Raw genomic sequence first — 19,840 nt, forward strand, 5'->3', positions numbered from 1 at the left:
CTAAGCTAGGAAATTCGATTTCCTGTTAATTTGGATGCAGGCAGAAGACCCGCTTTTGCAATACCAAGGATTTGATCTCCATTGACACCAACTTCAAATTTGAGATTCAAGCGCATCGGTTTGGTAATTCGCAGTGACCAGCTCAGCTTGTTATCTTGGAGCACCGGGTTCATAAACTCGCTGGTCTCATCTCCTTGTATCGCCGTGCCGTAGATCTTATTGTTTCTTGTGGAGATGGAGAGCTTGACCCCCAGCTTCCCTATGGGCGTAGCGAGCGTAGTATCCCAATTTCCATCAAAAAGCGATGGCCGCGTGTTATTGCTATGCAGCGTGCCGGACGCGGGGTTCATCGCTGTTTTGTTCACCGTGGTGCTTAGTTCATCGCTTGCCGGTGAGTTATTTACGCTTGGATTTATGCCGGTATCCTTCCAAACTGTGCCTCTACGTTCATACTCGAATAATTGCTCAACCGCGTGCGTGATACGGGGCCCAAGCTCCCGTTCCACCAGATATAGTGCTACATCCAGTCCTGAAGTTACGCCGCCGCCGGTCTGCCTTCCAGAAGGCCGCCCATGGCAAGCACCAGTGAACCGCCGCAATTATCCTGTCGTCGTGCTGGAGAGCCTGCCCGATCATGCCGGTCAATTCGGTCTCCATGGCCCGGCGCAGAAGAGCCGGAACCGAATCGGGCCCATCTCCCTCGGCATCCCCGGACGCGCCAGGTACGAGAATGATGGCCTCCCGTTCCGGGTCCAGTCTGCTGCTGGCTTCAATCCTCAACCCGTTAATGCCGCTAGGCACAGATCTCGGTCCCTCGGTGGTGACCAATTCTACATGTAACGAATTTTCAGCATACATAGCGGCAGCACAGAAGACCTCGTAAGGGGCTATCGCATCCAGAAGGTCGAAGCCGTCAAACAGCACAATTTGAACATTAAGCATCTGTAAATCCTCCCTCCTAGTCTTCGTTTTCACTGTTGGCCATAGCAGAAGCATACCAAACGAATATCTCAAACAAAGCTGCAGAAAGGTAACAAAAGTATAAACAAATCATCACAATCCATAAGCACACGTTAGTTCCAGACAAAAAAATGATAAACTATGAAAGCAAAGGTGGGATAAACGTGAGCGGATCAAAGACGATTCTGGTGGTAGACGATGACCCGGATATTGTTGAATTATTAAGAGACTTTCTGGAGAATGACAACTTTCAAGTGATTACCGCTTGCGGAACCGATCAGGCGTGGGACATTTTTAAGGAAAACCCGGTGCATGGTATCGTTCTTGACATTATGATGCCGGGACAAAATGGATTTGAGTTTTGCCGCCGGATTCGTGGGGAGAGCCAGGTTCCGATCCTGTTCTTGAGTGCCCGCAGCGATGATGTGGATAAGATTCGTGGTCTGACGCTCGGAGGCGATGATTACATCGTCAAAACGGCTTCGCCGGGAGAGATCGTAGCCAGAGTGAAAGCCGTATTACGGCGTTCCGCTTCCCCACAGCCAATGGACGACAGAGTCCTGGATTACGGACGCATCCGGTTAAACCTGTCCACAAGAGAAGTAGAAGTGGATGGGAATATCGTCGCGCTCACACCCAAGGAATATGAATTGCTGCGATTTTTTGCCGAAAACCCGAGACATGTATTTTCCTATGAACAATTACTGGCGAATTTCTGGAACGGGGTCGGCGACCGGCATACCATTCGGGTCCATCTTAGCCGGCTGCGTGAGAAAATCGAAGCTGATCCGAACCAGCCCCTATTCCTGGTCAACGTATGGGGAGTAGGTTATCGCTTTGAGGGAGGGTAATATGAGGTCAATCCGCATTCGTACGTTTACTATGCTGTGCTTCTGTTTTATCCTCTTATTGCCGTGGATCTTCTATGTTATTACGCACTTTATGGAAACTAAGACACTCAGCTTCGAGCAAGGCCGGCTGCCGAGCGAGACCCTGCAGCGCGATATATCGGAAATAACACAGCGAATTGAACAGGGCACAGACCAATGGACGGATCGGGATTGGCAAACCCAATTGTATTCCGCACTGGATGAAGCAAACATGGATGTGCTTATTCAATCCGCAGCAGGACAGGACATTTATCGTTCCAATCCGGAGCGGCGTGGTTCAAGGCTGTCAACCGAGCGTTTCTCCGTCATCGAGGATGGTCAATTGCTGGGAAGGGTTATTCTGTACTACCCTGAGTCCAATCCAATTCAAGTGATGTCGGCTTTTGCCGGACTGCTGCTTGCGCTCTTTGTTGTCGGAATGGAAATGAGGCGATTCGTGCTCAAACCACTAGAGAAGCTGGGCAATGCAGCAAGACAAATGGCAACAGGGGATTGGAAGGTTCGGTTACCCATATCCAGAGTCACCGAAATCGCTGAAGTCCGCGATGGATTCGAGGTTATGGTCAAGGGAATGGAGCAGTCCTACCGAAAACAGGCTGAACTGGAAAAGGAGCGCCGGTTCGTCATCGCGGCTGTTGCGCATGATTTACGGACACCGTTGTTCGCTTTGCGCGGCTACCTGGATGGTCTCGAGCAGGGGATCGCTCAAACCCCAGAGAAAATGGCACAATACGTGGCGGTTTGCAAGGATAAATCCGCACAATTGGATCGTTTGGTAGAGGACCTGTTCACCTTCACCAAAATAGAGTATATGGAGCCGGAACTAAACACGGAAAAGATTAATTTGAACCGCGTGATCCGGAATTCGTTAGACAGTCTGAGTCCTCAGGCCCGGCAGAGAGGAACATCAGTTTCATTCCATAAAGCAGATGGCTGCAACATCCACGGAGATGTGCATTTATTAGAGCGGGCCATGAACAATCTTCTGGATAATGCCGTAAGACACACACCTGCGGGTGGGGACATCGAGGTCCAATGTAAACAAGCTGGTGATAAGGTTGAGTTCATGATACGCGACACCGGGCCGGGCTTCACTGCGGAAGAACTTGAGTATGTATTTGAACCCCTATACCGCGGGGAAGCATCCAGAAGCCGTGCAACCGGCGGCAGCGGATTAGGATTAACTATTTCGCAAAGGATTATCAGGCAGCACGGAGGCGGACTTGCCGCAAGCAATCATCCGGAAGGCGGAGCACTGCTTGAAGGATGGTTACCTGCAGCAGCGTTTGAGCAACAATAATCGTTAACACAGGCCTTACACTTCGCCATGCATCAGTCTGTATAATGGGTGATATGAAATCTCTAGGTAGTTGTATGAATCATCCGTACCGACCTTGCTAAGGAGTGAACCGCATGAGCGCAAGAATTAAAGATGTAGCTGAACGGGCCGGTGTATCTGTTACTAGTGTATCCCGGGTTCTAAATAGTGAGAAATATATTAGCAAGCAGATTCTGGATAAGGTGAATCAGGCGATCAAGGAATTGAACTACACCCCAAGCCAGATTGCCCGCAGTTTAAAAAAGCAGAAAACCGATACCATTGGTGTCATCGTTCCCGATCTGACAAACTATTTCTGCTCAACGATATTAAGCATTATTGAGGAGAGTGCCAGTGAGTATGGCTATAATCTGATCATCTGCAATATTGCCGAGAATCTGGATAAGGAATTGAAGTATCTGCATGCCCTGCAGGAGATGAGGGTAGACGGGATCATCATCATGCATCAAAAGGTTGACGAACGGATCCTGTCTTTTATAGAATGCGCTACTATGCCAATCTTATTTTCTTGTGTCCGCTCTCCGCTGCCGGGCAGGTTCTCAGTGTTAATTAATGACTACCAAGCGGCGCTGGATGCCACGGAATATCTCATCGGATTAGGCCATCGCCGGATTGCCTTCCTGGGCGGAGATCTGGAGGATATAACGGCTGGCTACAGCCGGTATCAAGGATATTTGGATGCGCTGAGCAAATCCGCTATTCCACTTAATCCCGATTTTATCAGGTTCGGCAACTATAAGCAGGAGAGCGGACGATTAATGATGCAGGAACTGTTAGAGCAGCAAGAGCGGCCTACTGTTGTATTTGCCGTCAGTGACGATATGGCAGTAGGCGCGATGAACTGTATCCTTGATTACGGGCTTCGCATTCCTGAAGATATCTCTGTCATGGGATTTGACGACAGTCTCTTCGCCGAAGCCGTGAGGCCTATGCTTACTTCAATGCAGCAGCCTGTCCGGGAGCTCGGAAGAACTTCACTTGAATATCTGCACAATTTAATTCAAAACGGGAGTCAAAATGGCTGTAAAGAAGTATACCTGCCTCACCGGATCATGGAGCGGGCCAGTTGCCGCAGAATATAATCTGAAACAAATGTACAAGCAGGCTACCCGGATAGGGAGTCTGTTTTTTTTGTAAATTATCAATTAAGCCCCCAACTTACTTTTAATATAAATAGGCTGGAAAGAAGGATTTCTATTAACAAGTAGTGAGTATGCTAGTGAAAGATTAATTTTCAGGTATCGATACCATATAGGTGATTAAAGGGGAAAGAGGTACAGGCCATGCGTAAAGATATCATTAGGGTTCAGGGAAAAATCACGCCGAGCAGCTCTAAAACGCATATTGTATACCAGTTTCATTTGGAGCATTCTATGACTTCCTTGGAGATTGACTTCGGTTATGCCCCAAAACAATTCTTGGATCGGGAAGAATCAAAGCCGTTGATATTAGAGGCGATAGAGAGATACTCCGAGCCAGCTTCGGCCGAATTGCATAAGAGACAGTGGGAGAATTACTATCCCCTGCAGAATCTGCTGACCTTATCGCTGGACAGCCCCTCAGGCTTCCGTGGTTCTGCACACCGGCATGCTCCAGAGCAGAAGCATACCATCTGCCCGGATTGGAGCAAGACTTCTCCCGGCTTCATCGCCGGAGATGTCCCCGCTGGCGTATGGAAGGTAACCATCAGCGTACATTGTGTAATTACACCGGATTGCAGCTATGAATTAACCGTGAGGGGGACCGGCAGATGAAATGGCTTCCATTCGAGCTTCACACCCACACGCCGCACAGTGACGGGACACATTCTCTGCTGGAGATGTGCCGGACAGCCTCAGAGCTGGGACTTGCAGGTATTGCGCTTACAGATCATAACACTGTATCAGGACTGGCAGATGCCGAAGCCGTTAACAGGCAGACAGGCATCACGATCATTCCCGGCATGGAATGGACAACGTTCTATGGCCATATGCTGACTCTTGGGGCGCCTTACTGTGAATGGAGAGATCTCGGTCCGCATGATATTCATAAGGGCATATCGCGTGTTCATGAGCAGGGAGGCATCGTGGGCATTGCCCATCCCTACAGCTTAGGCAGTCCAATCTGTACAGGCTGCCACTGGGATTACACAGTAAGTGACTGGAATCAGATTGATTATATCGAGGTATGGCATGAGATGATGCCTTCTATGAAAAATCATAATGTACCGGCATTTAAACAATGGACCGGTTTGTTAAACGAAGGATACAGGATATCCGCTACTGCCGGCCGGGATTGGCACAGATCTGAGCCTGCGGACAAGCTGGCAGCATATACGTATATTGGTCTACCTGATAGACCCATACAACGATCTATTGCTGACATTATTGCGGCAATCAGGCAGGGTCAGCTCTGTCTGAGCATGGGCCCGTTACTGGAGGTCGGCCTCTCTCTTGGAAATGAGCGATACGGGCTTGGAGATCAAGTTCCCTTAGCTGCCGTTGATACCTATGCCATTGCCGGACTAACTGTACAGATTACACGTTCAACCCAGCCGGAGCGTCCTTGGAGAGCAGAGGAGGGGAACTGGATCATCGTAGATTCCAATCAGGGGGAACTCGCCAGATTACCAGCCTCTGAACATAACGGACTGCCTATTATGCTGCCTACAGAAGGGTTAATGTGGCTGCGGGTACAGCTTTTTGGCATCATCGACGGTGTTCTGACAACAATAGCCTGCACCAATCCGATTTATTTCGCAAATGGACTTCTGGAGGAAGAATAATACAAAAGGAGGGAATGCTGTGCAATACCCAAAACTGATTGCCCATACAGGCTGCGAGAGCACAAGCTATAATTCGCTTGCCTCCTGTGAAGCCGGAATGAAGGCGGGGGCTTCGATTATAGAAGTGGATGTGCGTGTAACCAAAGATCATGTTGCTGTTCTCCTGCATGACGATCAGCCCCCTGTCAGCCGCTTGAACTATGAGGAGCTATTAGGGTCAGGCGAGGAGCCGGAGACACTGAACCGGATACTGACAAGGTTCAGTCAGCTTCCTGCCGCTTTTAATCTGGATCTTAAAACAGAACAGGCGGCGCAAGCAGCCATAGCCGAAGTAACAGCCACCTCTACCTGGAATAAGGTATGGTTCACCGGAGCTACAAGGCTGATAGCAGAATCCGGTTATCCGGGACACGTAATCTGGAATTTGCCTGATAAGCTTTCTGAGCTGGATGAAGCAACTTACCGGGAGCAAGCGGAAGAGCTGTGTCGGCGGGCAGCTGAAGCGAAGTTCGGGGGGCTAAATGTTCATTATGAAGGCTGCCGGCCTCATCTGGTGCAGCAGGCACATCTTCACGGGCTGCAGGTTTGGATTTATACATTACCCTATGATCCGGATTTATTCTATACCTATGTGAATATGGGAGTAGATGCCATTACTGTTTATGAGGTCACAAAGTATGTTCATGCAGGGAGGGATAAGAACCCTTGTCCGACCATATGACAAAAGCTACAACACTAGGAGTCTTAGACCGGAAACTTCTGCGTAACCGCAACAAAATAATCCGGAGGCAGCCTGCTCTGGCCTGGTACCTGTTTCTCCTGCCCACCTTGATTGGCATTGCGGTGTTTATGATCTACCCGCTGGCAGAGTCACTACGGCTTAGTTTTACCAAGGGGGCTGACCAGCATTACGTTGGACTTGAGAATTACGCCAGTGTACTGGAGTCAGGCACCTTTTGGTATTCCGTATATAACACGCTCTACATTACCGTCTTCCAGCTTCTGATTGCCATACCGGTTGGTTTCATCATTGCTTGTCTGATCAACAATTTACGCCATGGCGCCAATTTCTTTAAAGTATTGTTTTATCTGCCCAATGTCACTTCTATTGTTGCAGCAGCCACCGTTTTTCTGGCCGTTCTTCATCCAGATGGGCCGCTCAACTATGTGGTGCAATTGCTGGGATTCGAGAAGATAGTCTGGCTGTCACAGCCTCTCTCTGCCAAGTGGGGCGCGATCATCCTTTCAGTCTGGCATTGGTTAGGCTTTGTTATCATCATTAATCTGGCTAATCTGCAGGCCATATCAAGCGATTACTATGAAGCAGCCTCCATAGACGGGGCTTCGCGATTCAGACAATGGCAGTACATCACCCTGCCGAATATGCTTGGAAGTCTGACTGTTCTGTTCATTATTGGCTGGATCGGCGGCCTTCAACGGTTCTCTGACGCTTATATGCTCGGCGGACTGCAGGGTAGTCCGGCCCGGTCGCTGCATACTGTAGTCGGTTTTATCTTCGAGCGGGGATTCGGCGGTAACGAATATGGCCTGGCCTCTGCGGCGTCCTATATTTTGTTTTTCTTTATTCTTGTGTTCACTTACATCAATACCAAGGTCACAAAAATGAAAATATAGGAGGGAAACCTGTGACATGTTGAGCGCAACAGGAAAAAATAAAATGTCGGGCGGACTGCTGTTCCTGCTCCTGCTCGGATTGGGCGCGTTGATGTTGTATCCCTTTCTATGGATGATAAGCGTCAGCCTGGAAAGAAGCAGCAATATTGCCGTCCCGTTTCCTCCCCGGTTAATTCCAGAGCAGTTCTCCCTATTCAACTATAAGCTGGTTTTCGAGAATGGGGTTCTATTCAAGACCTATGCCAACTCTGCAATGATTGCATTGTTTAGCGTCATCCTCAGCGTGTCTTCTGCCTTGCTGGCCGGTTACGCCTTTTCCAGAGGGGAATTCAGAGGGAAAAAGCTTTTATACTTCGCAGTACTGGCTACCATGATGATTCCATTTGAAGCCAGACTGATTCCAATGTTCACGATGTTCAATGATCTTGGAATGATCAATACGAAATACCCCCTGATCTTCCCGGCAATCATTAATGCGCTTGGCATTGTGCTGGTGAAGCAGTATTTTGACCGCCTCCCTGAAGGGCTGCGCGAATCCGCAAAGATGGATGGAGCCAATGAATTCACCATTTTTGTGCGGATCTTTGCTCCCCTTACGGGACCGATTACAGCGACACTGGCCATTTTGGCCTTCCAGGATAGCTGGAATTCCTTTCTTTGGCCGCTTGTTGTCATCAACGATCAGGACATGAAGACCGTACCCTTGTTTCTATCCAGCTTTTCTTCCGAAAATGGCAACAGGCTGGTGGGCGTTACGATGGCTACCGCAGCCATGAGTATCCTGCCGATCGTACTGGTGTTTCTATTTTTACAAAAATACATCATTCGCAGCATTGCCCTCAGCGGCTTAAAGGGGGAGTGATCACCGGAACAAGCAAGGTCCAGAGTAATAAATTTATAAAAAAAATGGAGTAGAGGGAGCTAACCATGTCTAATAAATCAACCTTGAAGATGACAGGAACGCTGTTGCTGGCGTCCACTATGATTTTGAGTGCATGTAATAACGGGAATTCGAATCAGACAGTGAAGGCAAACACTGAACCGGCTGCAACAGAAGGCGCAAGCAATGCAGTGCCTGCTGCTGAGAAACCAACAGGAACACTGAAGGTGCAGCTCGTGGGCGATTTCTCGTTGGAGGACAAGACCGATCCTATCTCCGGCAAAACCTCTAAGGGTGTAAAAATGCTTAAAGAGGAGTTCGAGAAGCAGTATCCTGATACATCCGTCGAGTTTGTACTTATGGGTTGGGATAACTATAACGAGAAAACTCAGACGATGCTTCAGTCTGGAGCAGCAGATGTATATCAAGTCCCGGGGATTACCACTTTTGTTGAACAGGGGCTGCTGGAGCCGCTGCAGCCGTATATTGATAAGGACAGCTATGATTTAGGAAAATACTTGAATGGACAGGTGGAAGGCTGGAAGGTAATGGGACCGGATGATCAGGAGCCGCAGATTTATGGCCTTCCGTTTATCGGCGATGCCCGGGTAATTGTATATGACCGTCAACTGTTTGACGATTGGGGAGTGGACTATCTGCCCGAGTCGCCGACCATCGAGGAAGTCCTGGACAAGGCCTCCAAGATGACAGGCAAGAATCCCAAAACAGGTGAGCAGAACTATGGTCTGACCTTTAAGGGTAGCGATGCTGCCGATTCGGTAATGAATATCAATGAATCGCTCGGCGGGCAATGGGGCACAGGTTTTCTGTGGAAGGATATGAAGCTGGAATTCAATAGTGATACTATGGTGCAATCCCTCGATTTAATGAAGGAAGCGATAAAGTATGCACCAGAGGGTGTAATGGCCGGACAAGGCGCCGAGAACTTCCTGACTGAAAAAAACAATATTGCCATCAACCTGCGTGAATCCCCGGGGTTTATTAATAACCTGGCTAACCTTGGGCTGGAGGACCGTTACGAGGCTGCCTTGTTATTCAAAAATCAGAAAACAGGAATGGGTGGTATGTTCGCGGGAAGTCCGTTTGCCATTGGAGCCTCAAGCAGTAATAAGGACCTGGCTTGGGAATGGCTGAAATTCAGCGGAAGTGAATTCTTCCAGCAATATATGTGGGAGGAGCAGCGTTCACAGAGTATGCCTGTTATTAAGGCGGCAGAGAACTGGTCTTCTGTGCAGGAGATTGGACAGATGGACACCATTCTGAAGCAAATGGGCCAGTTATGGACACCACGTTATCCATACCGGTCCGGTCAGCCGCGCTATATTCTATCTGAGAATGTGGAGCGTGTCCTGTTAGGTGAGCTGAACTCAGCCGATGCGCTGAAGAAAGCTCAGGAGGAAGCCACGAAATGGCTGGCAGACCAGCAGTAATTAACCGATCTCAAGTGGAAACGGCATTGCCGTCCTTTTAAAGGACGTTTCCGTATCAGCGAGAAATAGAAGGATAATTTATCGTGTGCAACATATAAAGTCTTATATTTTCAAAGAAGACGCCAGGGCAGATGCCCGGCGTCTTTCTTTTGAAACCTTGATGGCTGTCCAAGTCTCCTGATTATACCACCCTCGAACGGGCATCCCATATCAAACGTATTTCCGTTCCCTCTTCAGGGCTCGAGCGAACCTCGATTCGCCCTTGCATCGCCTCGATCAGCCCTTTGGTTACGGCCATGCCCAGGCCTGAGCCGACATCGGGTGCCGCTGTATCTGTGCCGCGATAGTATCGTTCGAACAGCTTCCACACTGTCTCCTGATCCATGCCGCGTCCATTATCGGCAAATTGAACGATGAAATCGCCTGCTTCGTTACCTGGCTGCACACTTACGATCAGCTTCGCCTCCGGCGGATTATGCAGCAGGGCGTTGGCGGTCAGATTATCAACGATTCGTTCAAAGGAGGGAATGTGTACATGTCCCAGTACCTCTGCCGGAGCAGGCTGAAACGTAATGCGGCCCTCTCCATAAGCCGGGTTACGTTCAGCACGCTGTACCAAATCCTCAAGCAGAGCATTGATATCCGTTAACTCAACAGGGGGCTGGTATCCGCCACTGCGCAAACGGTAGGTCATAGCCAGGTCGCTTACCAGCCTGTCCATGTACATCGACTTGTCCAGCATAATGCCCGCGAATTCGCGTACTTCATTAGAAGCCCACTCGTATTTCTCTGCTTCCAGCATGTGTGCATAACCCTGGAGCGAGGATAGGGGTGTTTTTAAATCATGGGTAATTCCAGCAATCCATTCCTCCCGCAGAGAGTCGGTCTGTTTGCGGAGTTCCTTATCCTGCTTCAGGGTATCGGATAACGTTTGGATAGAATGTAACACTTCCGTATATACCCGATAGTTCCGCCGCCATTTCCCGTTCTTCTTCTGGCTAAGCGGCCTGCCGCGGGGGCCGGCCGGCTCCTCATATTGTCCGCGTTCAAGCCGCTGCAGCCATTGGAGCATATGGAGCATGGGATAACCGAACAGGTTGGCATACCAGACAGCAAGCAGGATCAGCAAACTAATAATGGATACCAGAAGTGCAATCAAGGCAGGTCCAAAAATAAACCCGAAGGGGTTCACGTTGCTACCCGCCGGATTGCCCGCAAGAGGAACACTCAGCATCCAGGTAGAATGATTCTGCTCGTCATAGCTGGTCACTGTAGTCATTCCATACCGGGAGGGGTAACGTGTAAGCAGAATCAGATCCTGGATGCTGTAGCTGTCCGGGATGCCTGCTGCGGGCTTGTTGAAAGAAGCCATCTCCTGTCCCTGTTCGTCCAAAATCTGAAGATAGGCATCCGCCGCGCGGATGATGTCCTGCTGCCCGGATGCCAGTTCAAGCTTGTTATTGGCATAACGGCCCCCGTTATATGCTTGATCCAGCATGGTTACGGCCTGGTTGTTCTCTCCATACAGCAGGGTGAAATTGATCCCTTGCCGTTCCCGGATAAGCAGATACAGCTCGTAGGGAAAGGGCTTTTTTCCTTGCCAATAGGATATGAGCTCTCCAGGTTTATAGTGATCCGGCACATCGGGAGGGGTATGAAAAACATCTAGCACACGGCCCTGCTCATCGAGAATCTGCAGCCAGCCGTTGTTCTCTTCGATTCGCTTCAGCAGATCGGGATCATACTTAACACTGCCGTCCGGCAAAATATCGGCTGTACTGATTAGCTGGTCGAGCCCGACAGTGGCAAAATCTTCAACAAGGTTGGCCTCATTCAGCTGCTGAATGACCCAATAAGCTATACTTCCTGCGATGACCAGGATCAGGACCACCGTACCCGCAAGCAGGCCAATGAACCGCGTCATCAATCTGCGTCTTACACTCATCGCCCAGGCCCCATGTCGGATTGAATGAGCTTATACCCTAGTCCGCGAACGTTCACTAATAGCTCAGGGTTGGACGGATCTGCCTCAATACGCTCACGAATCCGGTGAATATGGACCATGACGGTGTTGTCATCCGCAATGGCCTCCGATCCCCAGACCCGCTCATATAATTCAGACTTGGTGAAGATACGATTCGGATGTTTGCAAAAGAACAGCAGCAACTGGTACACCAGCGCAGGGCAGTTCACCAGTTGACCTTCTACTCTAAGCTCACCGGCTGGCTCCATGACCTGAAAGCGTCCAAAATCATAGATGCCTTCCTGCGGCAGTCTTTCTGCTTCCGTCTGTCTGGGCAAATACCTTCTAAGCAGGGATTTGATCCGTGCGACTACTTCCAGCGGGTTAAAGGGTTTGACGACATAATCGTCTCCGCCAACCGCGAAGCCGGTCAGCTTGTCGTAATCGGTGGTTTTTGCAGTTAGAAAGAGAATAGGGGCATCTGTAATTTGACGCAGAAACGGGCAGATTTCCAGCCCGCTTCGGCCTGGTAGCATCACATCCAGCACGATGCAGTGATAGGTTTTCTTTTTACATGCAGCAATCGCGTCTTCACCGGTAGTGACCGTATCGATATCCAGGAATTGCTCTTTGAGCAATACCGTTCGGAGCATATGCAGAATCGCCTGTTCATCATCAACAAGCAGGATTGAAACTTCATCCATAACGAAATAGAACCTCCCAGCTTTTTATATAAGTATCATACCATTCTGAAAGACTGTGCTGCGTGCCGGCAACCTTAACGGATGCTTAATTTTGGAGATGTAGCTCACCGCAAAGTTAAGGTAGACGTAAGAGTAAGTTAGGCGATAGATAAGATTGATGTCGTACACTGGACTGGAAAGATATCGTTCTAACAAAGGAGTGCAGGGAAATGACTAGAGTATATTCGAAAAGCTGGAAGCTGCTTGCCGCAGCGCTTGGTACGTGTGTGATGTTGTCTGCCTGCGGCACCTCGAAATCAGCTGAACCACAAGAGCAATTACCAGTAACACAGACAGCCACTGCTGCCCCATCTGAGGAAGCTGCGAATGGAGCCGGGGAGGGCGCAATGATTACACCTGACAATTTCATGGATACCTTAATGAAAGGATCGAAGGAGGACATCTACAAGCAGATGAGTCCGGAGCTACAGAAAATCATATCACTGGACGAATTCAAGACGTCAACCGGCAGCTTTATGGAAGGCGTTACTACATGGAAACTAGATACGGATTTTAAGATGAACAAGCTGGTTGAACGCTCGTGGAAGGATCAGACGGGGACGAAGGGGATTCAGGCCTCTTTTGCCGAAGATCACCAGATCGCGGGGCTGCTTATTCAGCCGCTTGATACTCATGAAGCAACAGACAAGGCGTTGACCAAGACTGAATTCCAGTTTCCGATGAAGGGCGAATGGTTTGTGTTCTGGGGCGGGAATGATGTGTTATCCAACTATCATTATGCTCATGAAACACAGCGTTACGCACTCGACATTATCCGCACTGTGAATGATGCAAGCTATCAAGGGGAGGGAAAGAACAACGAGGACTATTATGCTTTTGGTGAACCGCTCTATGCAGCATCAGATGGCAAGGTGGTTGAAGTCAAAAATGACATCCCGGATAACACTCCGGGCATGATGAACGCTGAAGAACCGGAAGGGAATGTTGTGGTCATTGATCATGGAAATAGGGAGCACAGCATCACAGCACATCTCAAACAAGGCAGCGTAGCCGTCAAAAAAGGGGATAACGTCAAGCAGGGAGATCTCATCGGACATCTAGGTAATTCAGGGAACTCCAGTGAAGCACACTTGCATTTTCAAGTATCGGACGGGCCCGACATCTTCACTTCACGTTCGATTCTGATCCGCTGGGCCGATCAGAGTCAGAAGCTGACACGGGGGAAAACGTTTCAGGGACTGCACGAATAATTGCGTCAGTTTTTATAAAAGGCATCCTTTCCAAAGGACTCTTGCACCCGCAAGAGTTTTTGCCGTCCTGCAAAATGTGCAACATTGCTGCCCCGTAGAAGCGATCTATGCCCCAATGAGCTGGTGTGAGGCGTAAGGGGCGAATGTATGCGGAAAACAGTATACAATGGGCTCGCTGAAGGCGCGTGGGGCCCAATGTATGTGGAAAACAGCATACAATCATCTTAGTAAGAGCGTACTCTCCGTTAGCCTCAGCCTTGTGCCGCATCCGTGTTCATGTAGTTAATCGCCCACAGATGGCCGTCCAAATCCACGAAGCCCCAATGATACATGAACCCATGATCTTCAGGTTCAGCATGCAATTTCCCGCCTAAGGAGAGCGCGGTATTCACGATTTCATCGACCTTTTCCCGGCTCTCGAAGGCCAAAGCGATCGTCATCTGCGCATACTTGCCCGTATCGACGGATTCTTTCTCCGTGAGGGTATTAAAGAATACTTGATCGATCAGCATAACTTGCAAATTGTCGCCGATCACGATGGCTGCCGATGTCTCATTATCAGGGTACTCAGGGTTGAGCCCGAATCCGAGTCCGGTGAAGAACGCCTTCGATTGTGCTACATTTTTAACAGGCAGGTTGAGGCTCGTGAATGCGGACGTTAATGCCATGTTCCATACACCTCTTCGTCATATATTTGTAGATGTTTCTTATGATTATATCACATCAAACATATTTGTTATCATCGATAGAAATGAGGATAATATAATAGAGTGCTCAACGAGGGGATTGCGTTTATATTGATTGTTCTATTTTTGAAACAGGAAAGGATGATAAAGGAATGGCCATGTCTCGACCGGATACCGGAGTTAAATCGATAGAGCTTCGAATGGGATCTTTTATTGTATATCCAACATTGTTGTGGGATGAACAGAATCTTGTACTTGTGGATACTGGAATTCCCGGGCAATTGGATAAGATTCGTAGGTTACTTGAAGCAGAAGGCTTTGGACTTGATCAACTGACGCATATCATCATTACGCATCAAGACAGCGATCACATTGGCAGTCTGCCGGAGCTGGTTCAGGCAAGGGGGAACGAGGTGACGGTGCTCGCACATGAGAAGACTGTACCCTATTTGACGGGAGCTGTTCCGCTTATTAGAGGTACAACTTTTGCACCGTCCGTGCACGTTCATACGGCACTGAAGGATAGAGACATTCTGCCCCTGGCCGGCGGCATTCAAGCCGTCTTTACACCAGGACACACGCCAGATCATATGTCGCTATATCATATCCCAACGCAAACGTTAATCGCCGGCGATGCCTTAAATTCAAAAGATGGGAAGCTCCTGTCCTGTGACAGCTATTACACGTTAGATCACCCTACTGCACTGAAGTCGATTGCCAAGCTGCTAGAGCTGGATATTAAAAAAGTGATCACGTATCATGGTAACGAAGCTACTCATCGAATCAAGGAAAGTCTCCAGAAAATAGTAAATGCAAGATAAAGGAGATCGAACTCTTTGAAACCTGCCCTAGTTGCAGGTTTTTTTCGGTTGAAAGGAGGGAATGGCAATTTAAGAGCCAACAAATTAATTGACCATAGGATGGAAAAGACTTATTATTGCAATAAAATGGTCTGTAAGGAGTTAATTAGGAGTTGTTGGAACTTGATGGTATGAATGCCGACTCTTTAATAGCTATGCTAAAAGCTTCATTCACCTTAGACAATTTTACAGCAATGATAGATATATCAGACAAGATTATTGAGATGATCGCAGTAATACATGCCACAGCCCCCAAAGGATTTGAGGCTCAAAGGTTAAGGCGTCCTATAGTGTATTACTTTGGGTTTAGTCTTTGTGCGAAAGGCATTGCTCTCCAAAAACTTGGCGATTACAGAAGCGCTCGACAGTGTATAGAGAAGTATTCAGATTTGAGTTGGGTCCAACTTGATGACGAAGAGTCAGTGGAAGAAATTGAATATTATAAAAATACCGCTAGGGCAAACGCCTTCGTTCTTGACTTACTTGAGGGAAAGGAGGAAATATTGCCTGAATACGTGAATTTTCTCAAGCTGGGTGCTAGGGAAGAGTTGACCGCTGGTTTGCTAAATATCTTGGACTCCGCATTAAGATACAGCTATCCGGTGGACTGGGTATTGGAAGAGTTGCAAATTGGCATTGAGAAACCTGAGGATACCTCACCTGCTGTAGATGTTAGGTACTACATAGAATATATTCATCTATTATCAGTTTATTTATATAAACGGGGGAAGTCAGCTATTGCAATAAACCTAACACTGGAAAATATCGTATTAAGTGGTAAACTATTAGATAGAGCAGGCTTTCGAAAAGCTATTGCTTTTTATGAGCTTGTTAGAGCTGAGGCCAATATTTCACAGCTACAAGAGTATCATGCAATAATGCGAAATATTTTAGAAGGGGAGTTCAATGATGAAAATTATGAAAAAGAAGCTTTTGTTATTGACAACCGTATTGCTGATTAGCTCATTAACCATTTTGACTGCCGCAAGCGCCGAGGAAATCACTACACTTCAGACCACAACAGTCACAACCAATAGCCACGGAATGGGCCACTAATTTGTCTGAAATAAATGAATTTCTATCTTTATTAAGGAAAGACTCTGTCGTCAAGATAGAGTCTTTTTGATTTAGCCCCCATATATTGCTCCGCTAGAGAACTTACTTACACTCCCCTCTCTCCCAAATCTATGTTCATGCTAAAATATACTCATGTATTGAACAAAGGGGAGTATACAATGCAAAATGATACTAAGAACTTCGTAATCAGCATGGAGCGTTTTATGCCCCATACCTTCCAGGCGGAGAAGGGTGAAGGCCTTTTTATGTCTCATTCCCACGAATATGATGAACTGACTCTTATTTTGGAGGGTGAAGGGTATTACAGTTCGCTGGATCAGAATATCAAGGTGTCCAAGGGGGATCTTATTCTGATACCGTCCCGGCTTCACCACGGTTTTGTCTGTACCGAGCCGTGGCAGGGGATCTCTATACATTTCTATCATGACAAGCTGCCGGCATACTGCCAGTATCTCTTTCATAACGCAGAGCGGGAGCAGGACCGCATCCGCAGCGCCTATCTTAGTGAAGAGGATATGCGCTGGGCGGAGATCAGCCTCCTTCAGCTGGAGAAGGAATGGAAATTAGACAGTTATAATGCAGATTCCTATGTTTTAATGCGGGTAGCCATGGAGACTATCCTGCTGCTGTTCCAGCGGAACAGGGTGACCCTGCGAATGCCCCATGGCTTAGATGACCAGCTAACTATTCAGGAGGTATTGAAGGAGATCCATGCCGGCTATCATACCCAGATTACTGTGAGCGAGCTGGCTGCACGGTATTTTCTGTCCGAAAGCAATCTGCGCAAGAAATTCACAGAGCTGATGGGCGTTTCGCCCAAACAGTATATGATCAATCTTCGCCTGCGTGAAGCCAAGCGCCTGCTGCTGCAGACGGACAAGGCCGTCGAGATCATTTCACACGAGGTCGGGTTTACCTCTTCCAGCCGGTTTTATCATTTTTTTGTTAAAGCGGAGGGAGCTACACCTCTGGAATGGCGCAAAAAAGCCGCTGAACAGGCATTGACGAATAACCACTCTTAAGGGTGGTTATTTTTTTTGACCGTCGAAAACGCTTTTAGTTAAGATTTTTTTAGCTACAAACTAAAGCGTTTTCATAATTGTTCCGGACAGCGTTTCCCCTAATAATTAAGGAGCAGGAAATAAATAACGTTAAGGGGTGTCGAATCAAAATGAATGTACCCAAAAGGAATCCCCGTAAGTATCTGCTCTTGTCTCTATCCGTGGCACTGCTTACCGGCGGGCTGGCCGGATGTGGTAACAGCAAAAAGGAGGCGGAAGCCGGAAATAACCCTAATGCCGGGGGGCAGGTTACGATTCAGTTCGCCGGATGGGGCGATCCGTCGGAGAAGGAGGTATTTACGAAGCTGATTCAATCCTTCGAGAAGGCGAACCCCTCCATTAAAGTCGATTATCTGCACATTCCCTCGGGGGATTATGTAGGCAAGATGAATACGATTCTGGCCGGAGGAAATGCCCCCGATGTATTGTATGTGCCGGACGGCGACTTTGGCCGCTGGGTGAGCCAGGATCTGCTGCTGCCTATTGAGGATTTGGTGAAGAAGAGCAGCATTGATACCGGCGACATGTGGGCGTCCGGCCTTGACCGTTACCGTTATGATGGCTCGGCCAATGGTCAAGGTGAGCTGTATGCGCTGCCTAAGGATATTGGTCCTCACGTGTTGTACTACAACAAGGATATTTTCAGCAAAATGAATGTTCCCTTCCTGTCCGCAGAGACGCCAATGTCCATGGAACAACTGCTGGATACGGCCAAGAAGCTGACGGTCAGCAAGGATGGCAAGACCACACAGTATGGAATGGGACCGGTCTGGTGGGAGGACTTCGTGCTGGCACACGGCGGCAGCTTCCTCAGTGACAACAAACAGGAATTCGTAGGCAACAGCCATGAGACCATCGATGCCCTGCAGTTTGCCGCAGATCTTACCAACAAACATGGAGTTGTTCCAAGCTCCTCTGCGCTTAAGGATCTGAACGACAGTGAGATGTTCAAGACTGGCAAGCTGGCGATGATGGTCAGCGGCCGCTGGATGGTGCCGGAATTCCGCAAGCTGAACTTTGACTGGGATGTAGCGCCGCTGTCCGGCAAGGACTGGGGCGGAATCAGCGGTTCGGTAGGACTTGCTATCTACAGCAAGACGAAGCAGGTGGAAGCAGCCTACAAATTAGTGGAATACTTGGGCGGACCGGAAGGGCAGAAGGAGCAGTCCCTGATGGGCTTCTCCATTCCAAGCTTCAAGTCCATGGCCTCTACCGATGTCTTCCTGCAGCCGGGCCAGAAGCCGGAACATGCCAAGGTGTTCATCAAGGCGGTTGAAAAAGAAGTGTCAGGACCATGGACGGCCCTGCCGAACGCCAAGTGGTATGATCTGCTCGCCCAAGGGCTGGCTCCGGTGTGGGAGGGCAAGAAGCCTGCTGCCGATGTATTGAATGAGCTGAAGCCGAAGATTGATGCAGCCATCAAAGAAGGCAACTCCGGACTGTTCAAATGAAGCGAAGGGAGCATCTATGGGCGTATTCCTTCATTGCCGCACCGATCCTGGGCTTCCTGCTGTTTGCGTTCATCCCGCTCAGCTATTCCGTCTATGTCAGCTTCACGGACTACAGCGGCTACCAGACTCCCGTATTCAATGGCGGAGATAACTATGTGAAGCTGGTTCAGGACGAGCTGTTTTGGAAAACGCTGCGCAATACGCTCTATTCAGCTCTTAGCATCCCCATTGGCATGATCTGCTCGTTGGGCTTTGCCACCGCGTTGAATCAGAAAATACGGGGGATCCGCTTTTTCCGGACGATGTTTTTCCTGCCGACGATCAGCTCGGTCATCGCACTTACGCTGCTCTGGAAATGGATATTCAATGATACCTACGGGTTGTTGAATCATTTGCTTGAGCTTATTGGAATCCAGGGGCCTGCCTGGCTCAGCAGTGAGCAGTGGGCGATGCCGGCCATGATCATTCAAGGGGTATGGTCGGGCCTTGGCATCAATATCGTGCTGTATCTCGCGGCGCTGCAGGGCGTGCCCAGAAGCTTCTATGAAGCGGCAGAGATTGACGGTGCGGGCGGCTGGCAACGGTTCCGCCATATCACAGTTCCCTGCATATCGCCGACTACACTCTATATTCTAATCACTGCCATCATCGGAGCGCTTCAGGATTACCCGCGGTTCCAGATCATGACCGAAGGCGGTCCGAACTATTCCACGACGACGATTGTCTACTATCTCTTCCAGAATGCATTCCGTTATATGAACATGGGGTTTGCATCATCTATGGCGTGGATTCTCGGGTTCATCATTCTGGCCGTCACGCTGCTGAATTTCTACTTTTCCCGGCGCTGGGTGCACTATGAATAGGAGAGG

The 19,840-nt window shown here is 48.8% G+C and carries 18 protein-coding genes and 1 pseudogene; 15 read left to right on the forward strand and 4 right to left on the reverse strand.

Annotation, left to right across the window (positions count from 1 at the left end; genetic code table 11):
• Positions 1-5: 5 nt before the first annotated feature.
• Positions 6-942 (reverse strand): annotated as a pseudogene (locus MHH28_RS06435) (DJ-1/PfpI family protein).
• 182 nt (positions 943-1,124) lie between these two features.
• Between MHH28_RS06435 and MHH28_RS06440 the strand changes: the two are divergent.
• From MHH28_RS06440 to MHH28_RS06480, 9 genes are all read left to right on the forward strand, one after another.
• Positions 1,125-1,811: a response regulator transcription factor gene (locus tag MHH28_RS06440; protein WP_405113166.1), complete on the forward strand. Its 687-nt coding sequence runs from the start codon at positions 1,125-1,127 to the stop codon at positions 1,809-1,811.
• A 1-nt stretch (position 1,812) separates the two neighbouring features.
• Complete coding sequence (locus tag MHH28_RS06445; protein WP_405113168.1) at positions 1,813-3,150, forward strand: sensor histidine kinase; 1,338 nt, start codon at positions 1,813-1,815, stop codon at positions 3,148-3,150.
• 113 nt (positions 3,151-3,263) lie between these two features.
• Entirely contained in the window at positions 3,264-4,271 is a 1,008-nt protein-coding gene (locus MHH28_RS06450; RefSeq protein ID WP_405113170.1) for a LacI family DNA-binding transcriptional regulator, read from the forward strand.
• A gap of 408 nt (positions 4,272-4,679) precedes the next feature.
• A complete protein-coding gene (locus tag MHH28_RS06455; RefSeq protein WP_405113172.1) occupies positions 4,680-4,943 on the forward strand; it encodes a hypothetical protein in 264 nt (87 codons plus the stop codon).
• Complete coding sequence (locus tag MHH28_RS06460; protein ID WP_405113174.1) at positions 4,940-5,953, forward strand: CehA/McbA family metallohydrolase; 1,014 nt, start codon at positions 4,940-4,942, stop codon at positions 5,951-5,953. Before MHH28_RS06455 ends, MHH28_RS06460 begins: the two co-directional genes overlap by 4 nt.
• Positions 5,954-5,972: 19 nt before the next feature.
• Positions 5,973-6,674 carry a glycerophosphodiester phosphodiesterase gene (locus MHH28_RS06465; RefSeq protein ID WP_405113176.1) on the forward strand — a complete coding sequence of 234 codons (702 nt, stop codon included), beginning with the start codon at positions 5,973-5,975 and terminating at the stop codon, positions 6,672-6,674.
• Positions 6,671-7,588, forward strand: a complete 918-nt coding sequence (locus MHH28_RS06470) for a carbohydrate ABC transporter permease (RefSeq protein ID WP_405113178.1) — start codon at positions 6,671-6,673, stop codon at positions 7,586-7,588. Before MHH28_RS06465 ends, MHH28_RS06470 begins: the two co-directional genes overlap by 4 nt.
• A 16-nt stretch (positions 7,589-7,604) precedes the next feature.
• On the forward strand, positions 7,605-8,450 hold the full coding sequence (locus tag MHH28_RS06475; protein WP_405113180.1) for a carbohydrate ABC transporter permease: 846 nt from the start codon (positions 7,605-7,607) through the stop codon (positions 8,448-8,450).
• 89 nt (positions 8,451-8,539) lie between these two features.
• Positions 8,540-9,919 (forward strand): extracellular solute-binding protein, encoded by a 1,380-nt coding sequence (locus tag MHH28_RS06480; protein WP_405113182.1) that lies wholly within the window; start codon positions 8,540-8,542, stop codon positions 9,917-9,919.
• 181 nt (positions 9,920-10,100) lie between these two features.
• On the opposite strand, the gene MHH28_RS06485 is transcribed toward MHH28_RS06480, so the two are convergent.
• On the reverse strand, positions 10,101-11,864 hold the full coding sequence (locus tag MHH28_RS06485; protein WP_405113184.1) for a sensor histidine kinase: 1,764 nt from the start codon (positions 11,862-11,864) through the stop codon (positions 10,101-10,103).
• On the reverse strand, positions 11,861-12,586 hold the full coding sequence (locus MHH28_RS06490; RefSeq protein WP_405113186.1) for a response regulator transcription factor: 726 nt from the start codon (positions 12,584-12,586) through the stop codon (positions 11,861-11,863). Before MHH28_RS06490 ends, MHH28_RS06485 begins: the two co-directional genes overlap by 4 nt.
• A gap of 209 nt (positions 12,587-12,795) precedes the next feature.
• On the opposite strand from MHH28_RS06490, the gene MHH28_RS06495 reads away from it, so the two are divergent.
• Entirely contained in the window at positions 12,796-13,836 is a 1,041-nt protein-coding gene (locus tag MHH28_RS06495; RefSeq protein WP_405113188.1) for a M23 family metallopeptidase, read from the forward strand.
• Between the two features lie 251 nt (positions 13,837-14,087).
• Here the strand turns inward: MHH28_RS06495 and MHH28_RS06500 are convergent, their stop codons facing one another.
• Positions 14,088-14,504: a VOC family protein gene (locus MHH28_RS06500; protein ID WP_405113190.1), complete on the reverse strand. Its 417-nt coding sequence runs from the start codon at positions 14,502-14,504 to the stop codon at positions 14,088-14,090.
• 176 nt (positions 14,505-14,680) lie between these two features.
• Here MHH28_RS06500 and MHH28_RS06505 point away from each other — a divergent pair, with 176 nt between their 5' ends.
• The 5 genes from MHH28_RS06505 to MHH28_RS06525 all read left to right on the forward strand — a co-directional run bounded on the left by MHH28_RS06505 (position 14,681) and on the right by MHH28_RS06525 (position 19,834).
• Positions 14,681-15,343, forward strand: a complete 663-nt coding sequence (locus tag MHH28_RS06505; protein WP_405113192.1) for an MBL fold metallo-hydrolase — start codon at positions 14,681-14,683, stop codon at positions 15,341-15,343.
• A 152-nt stretch (positions 15,344-15,495) separates the two neighbouring features.
• On the forward strand, positions 15,496-16,344 hold the full coding sequence (locus tag MHH28_RS06510) for a hypothetical protein (protein ID WP_405113194.1): 849 nt from the start codon (positions 15,496-15,498) through the stop codon (positions 16,342-16,344).
• A 273-nt stretch (positions 16,345-16,617) separates the two neighbouring features.
• Positions 16,618-17,481: an AraC family transcriptional regulator gene (locus MHH28_RS06515; protein ID WP_405113196.1), complete on the forward strand. Its 864-nt coding sequence runs from the start codon at positions 16,618-16,620 to the stop codon at positions 17,479-17,481.
• 149 nt (positions 17,482-17,630) lie between these two features.
• Positions 17,631-18,971: an ABC transporter substrate-binding protein gene (locus MHH28_RS06520; RefSeq protein WP_405113198.1), complete on the forward strand. Its 1,341-nt coding sequence runs from the start codon at positions 17,631-17,633 to the stop codon at positions 18,969-18,971.
• Positions 18,968-19,834, forward strand: coding sequence for a carbohydrate ABC transporter permease (locus tag MHH28_RS06525; protein WP_405113200.1), 867 nt, complete (start codon positions 18,968-18,970; stop codon positions 19,832-19,834). Before MHH28_RS06520 ends, MHH28_RS06525 begins: the two co-directional genes overlap by 4 nt.
• Positions 19,835-19,840: the final 6 nt, after the last annotated feature.

The sequence above is a fragment of the Paenibacillus sp. FSL K6-1217 genome, from assembly GCF_045040735.1.
Taxonomy (GTDB): Bacteria; Bacillota; Bacilli; order Paenibacillales; family Paenibacillaceae; genus Paenibacillus_AQ.

Bases quoted from the DNA above. Each gene is read 5' to 3' on its own strand.
- MHH28_RS06445 (WP_405113168.1), top strand. From the start codon at position 1,813: ATGAGGTCAATCCGCATTCGTACGTTTACTATGCTGTGCTTCTGTTTT.
- MHH28_RS06450 (WP_405113170.1), top strand. From the start codon at position 3,264: ATGAGCGCAAGAATTAAAGATGTAGCTGAACGGGCCGGTGTATCTGTT.
- MHH28_RS06460 (WP_405113174.1), top strand. From the start codon at position 4,940: ATGAAATGGCTTCCATTCGAGCTTCACACCCACACGCCGCACAGTGAC.
- MHH28_RS06470 (WP_405113178.1), top strand. From the start codon at position 6,671: ATGACAAAAGCTACAACACTAGGAGTCTTAGACCGGAAACTTCTGCGT.
- MHH28_RS06475 (WP_405113180.1), top strand. From the start codon at position 7,605: ATGTTGAGCGCAACAGGAAAAAATAAAATGTCGGGCGGACTGCTGTTC.
- MHH28_RS06480 (WP_405113182.1), top strand. From the start codon at position 8,540: ATGACAGGAACGCTGTTGCTGGCGTCCACTATGATTTTGAGTGCATGT.
- MHH28_RS06485 (WP_405113184.1), bottom strand. From the start codon at position 11,864: ATGAGTGTAAGACGCAGATTGATGACGCGGTTCATTGGCCTGCTTGCG.
- MHH28_RS06490 (WP_405113186.1), bottom strand. From the start codon at position 12,586: ATGGATGAAGTTTCAATCCTGCTTGTTGATGATGAACAGGCGATTCTG.
- MHH28_RS06495 (WP_405113188.1), top strand. From the start codon at position 12,796: ATGACTAGAGTATATTCGAAAAGCTGGAAGCTGCTTGCCGCAGCGCTT.
- MHH28_RS06500 (WP_405113190.1), bottom strand. From the start codon at position 14,504: ATGGCATTAACGTCCGCATTCACGAGCCTCAACCTGCCTGTTAAAAAT.
- MHH28_RS06505 (WP_405113192.1), top strand. From the start codon at position 14,681: ATGTCTCGACCGGATACCGGAGTTAAATCGATAGAGCTTCGAATGGGA.
- MHH28_RS06515 (WP_405113196.1), top strand. From the start codon at position 16,618: ATGCAAAATGATACTAAGAACTTCGTAATCAGCATGGAGCGTTTTATG.
- MHH28_RS06520 (WP_405113198.1), top strand. From the start codon at position 17,631: ATGAATGTACCCAAAAGGAATCCCCGTAAGTATCTGCTCTTGTCTCTA.
- MHH28_RS06525 (WP_405113200.1), top strand. From the start codon at position 18,968: ATGAAGCGAAGGGAGCATCTATGGGCGTATTCCTTCATTGCCGCACCG.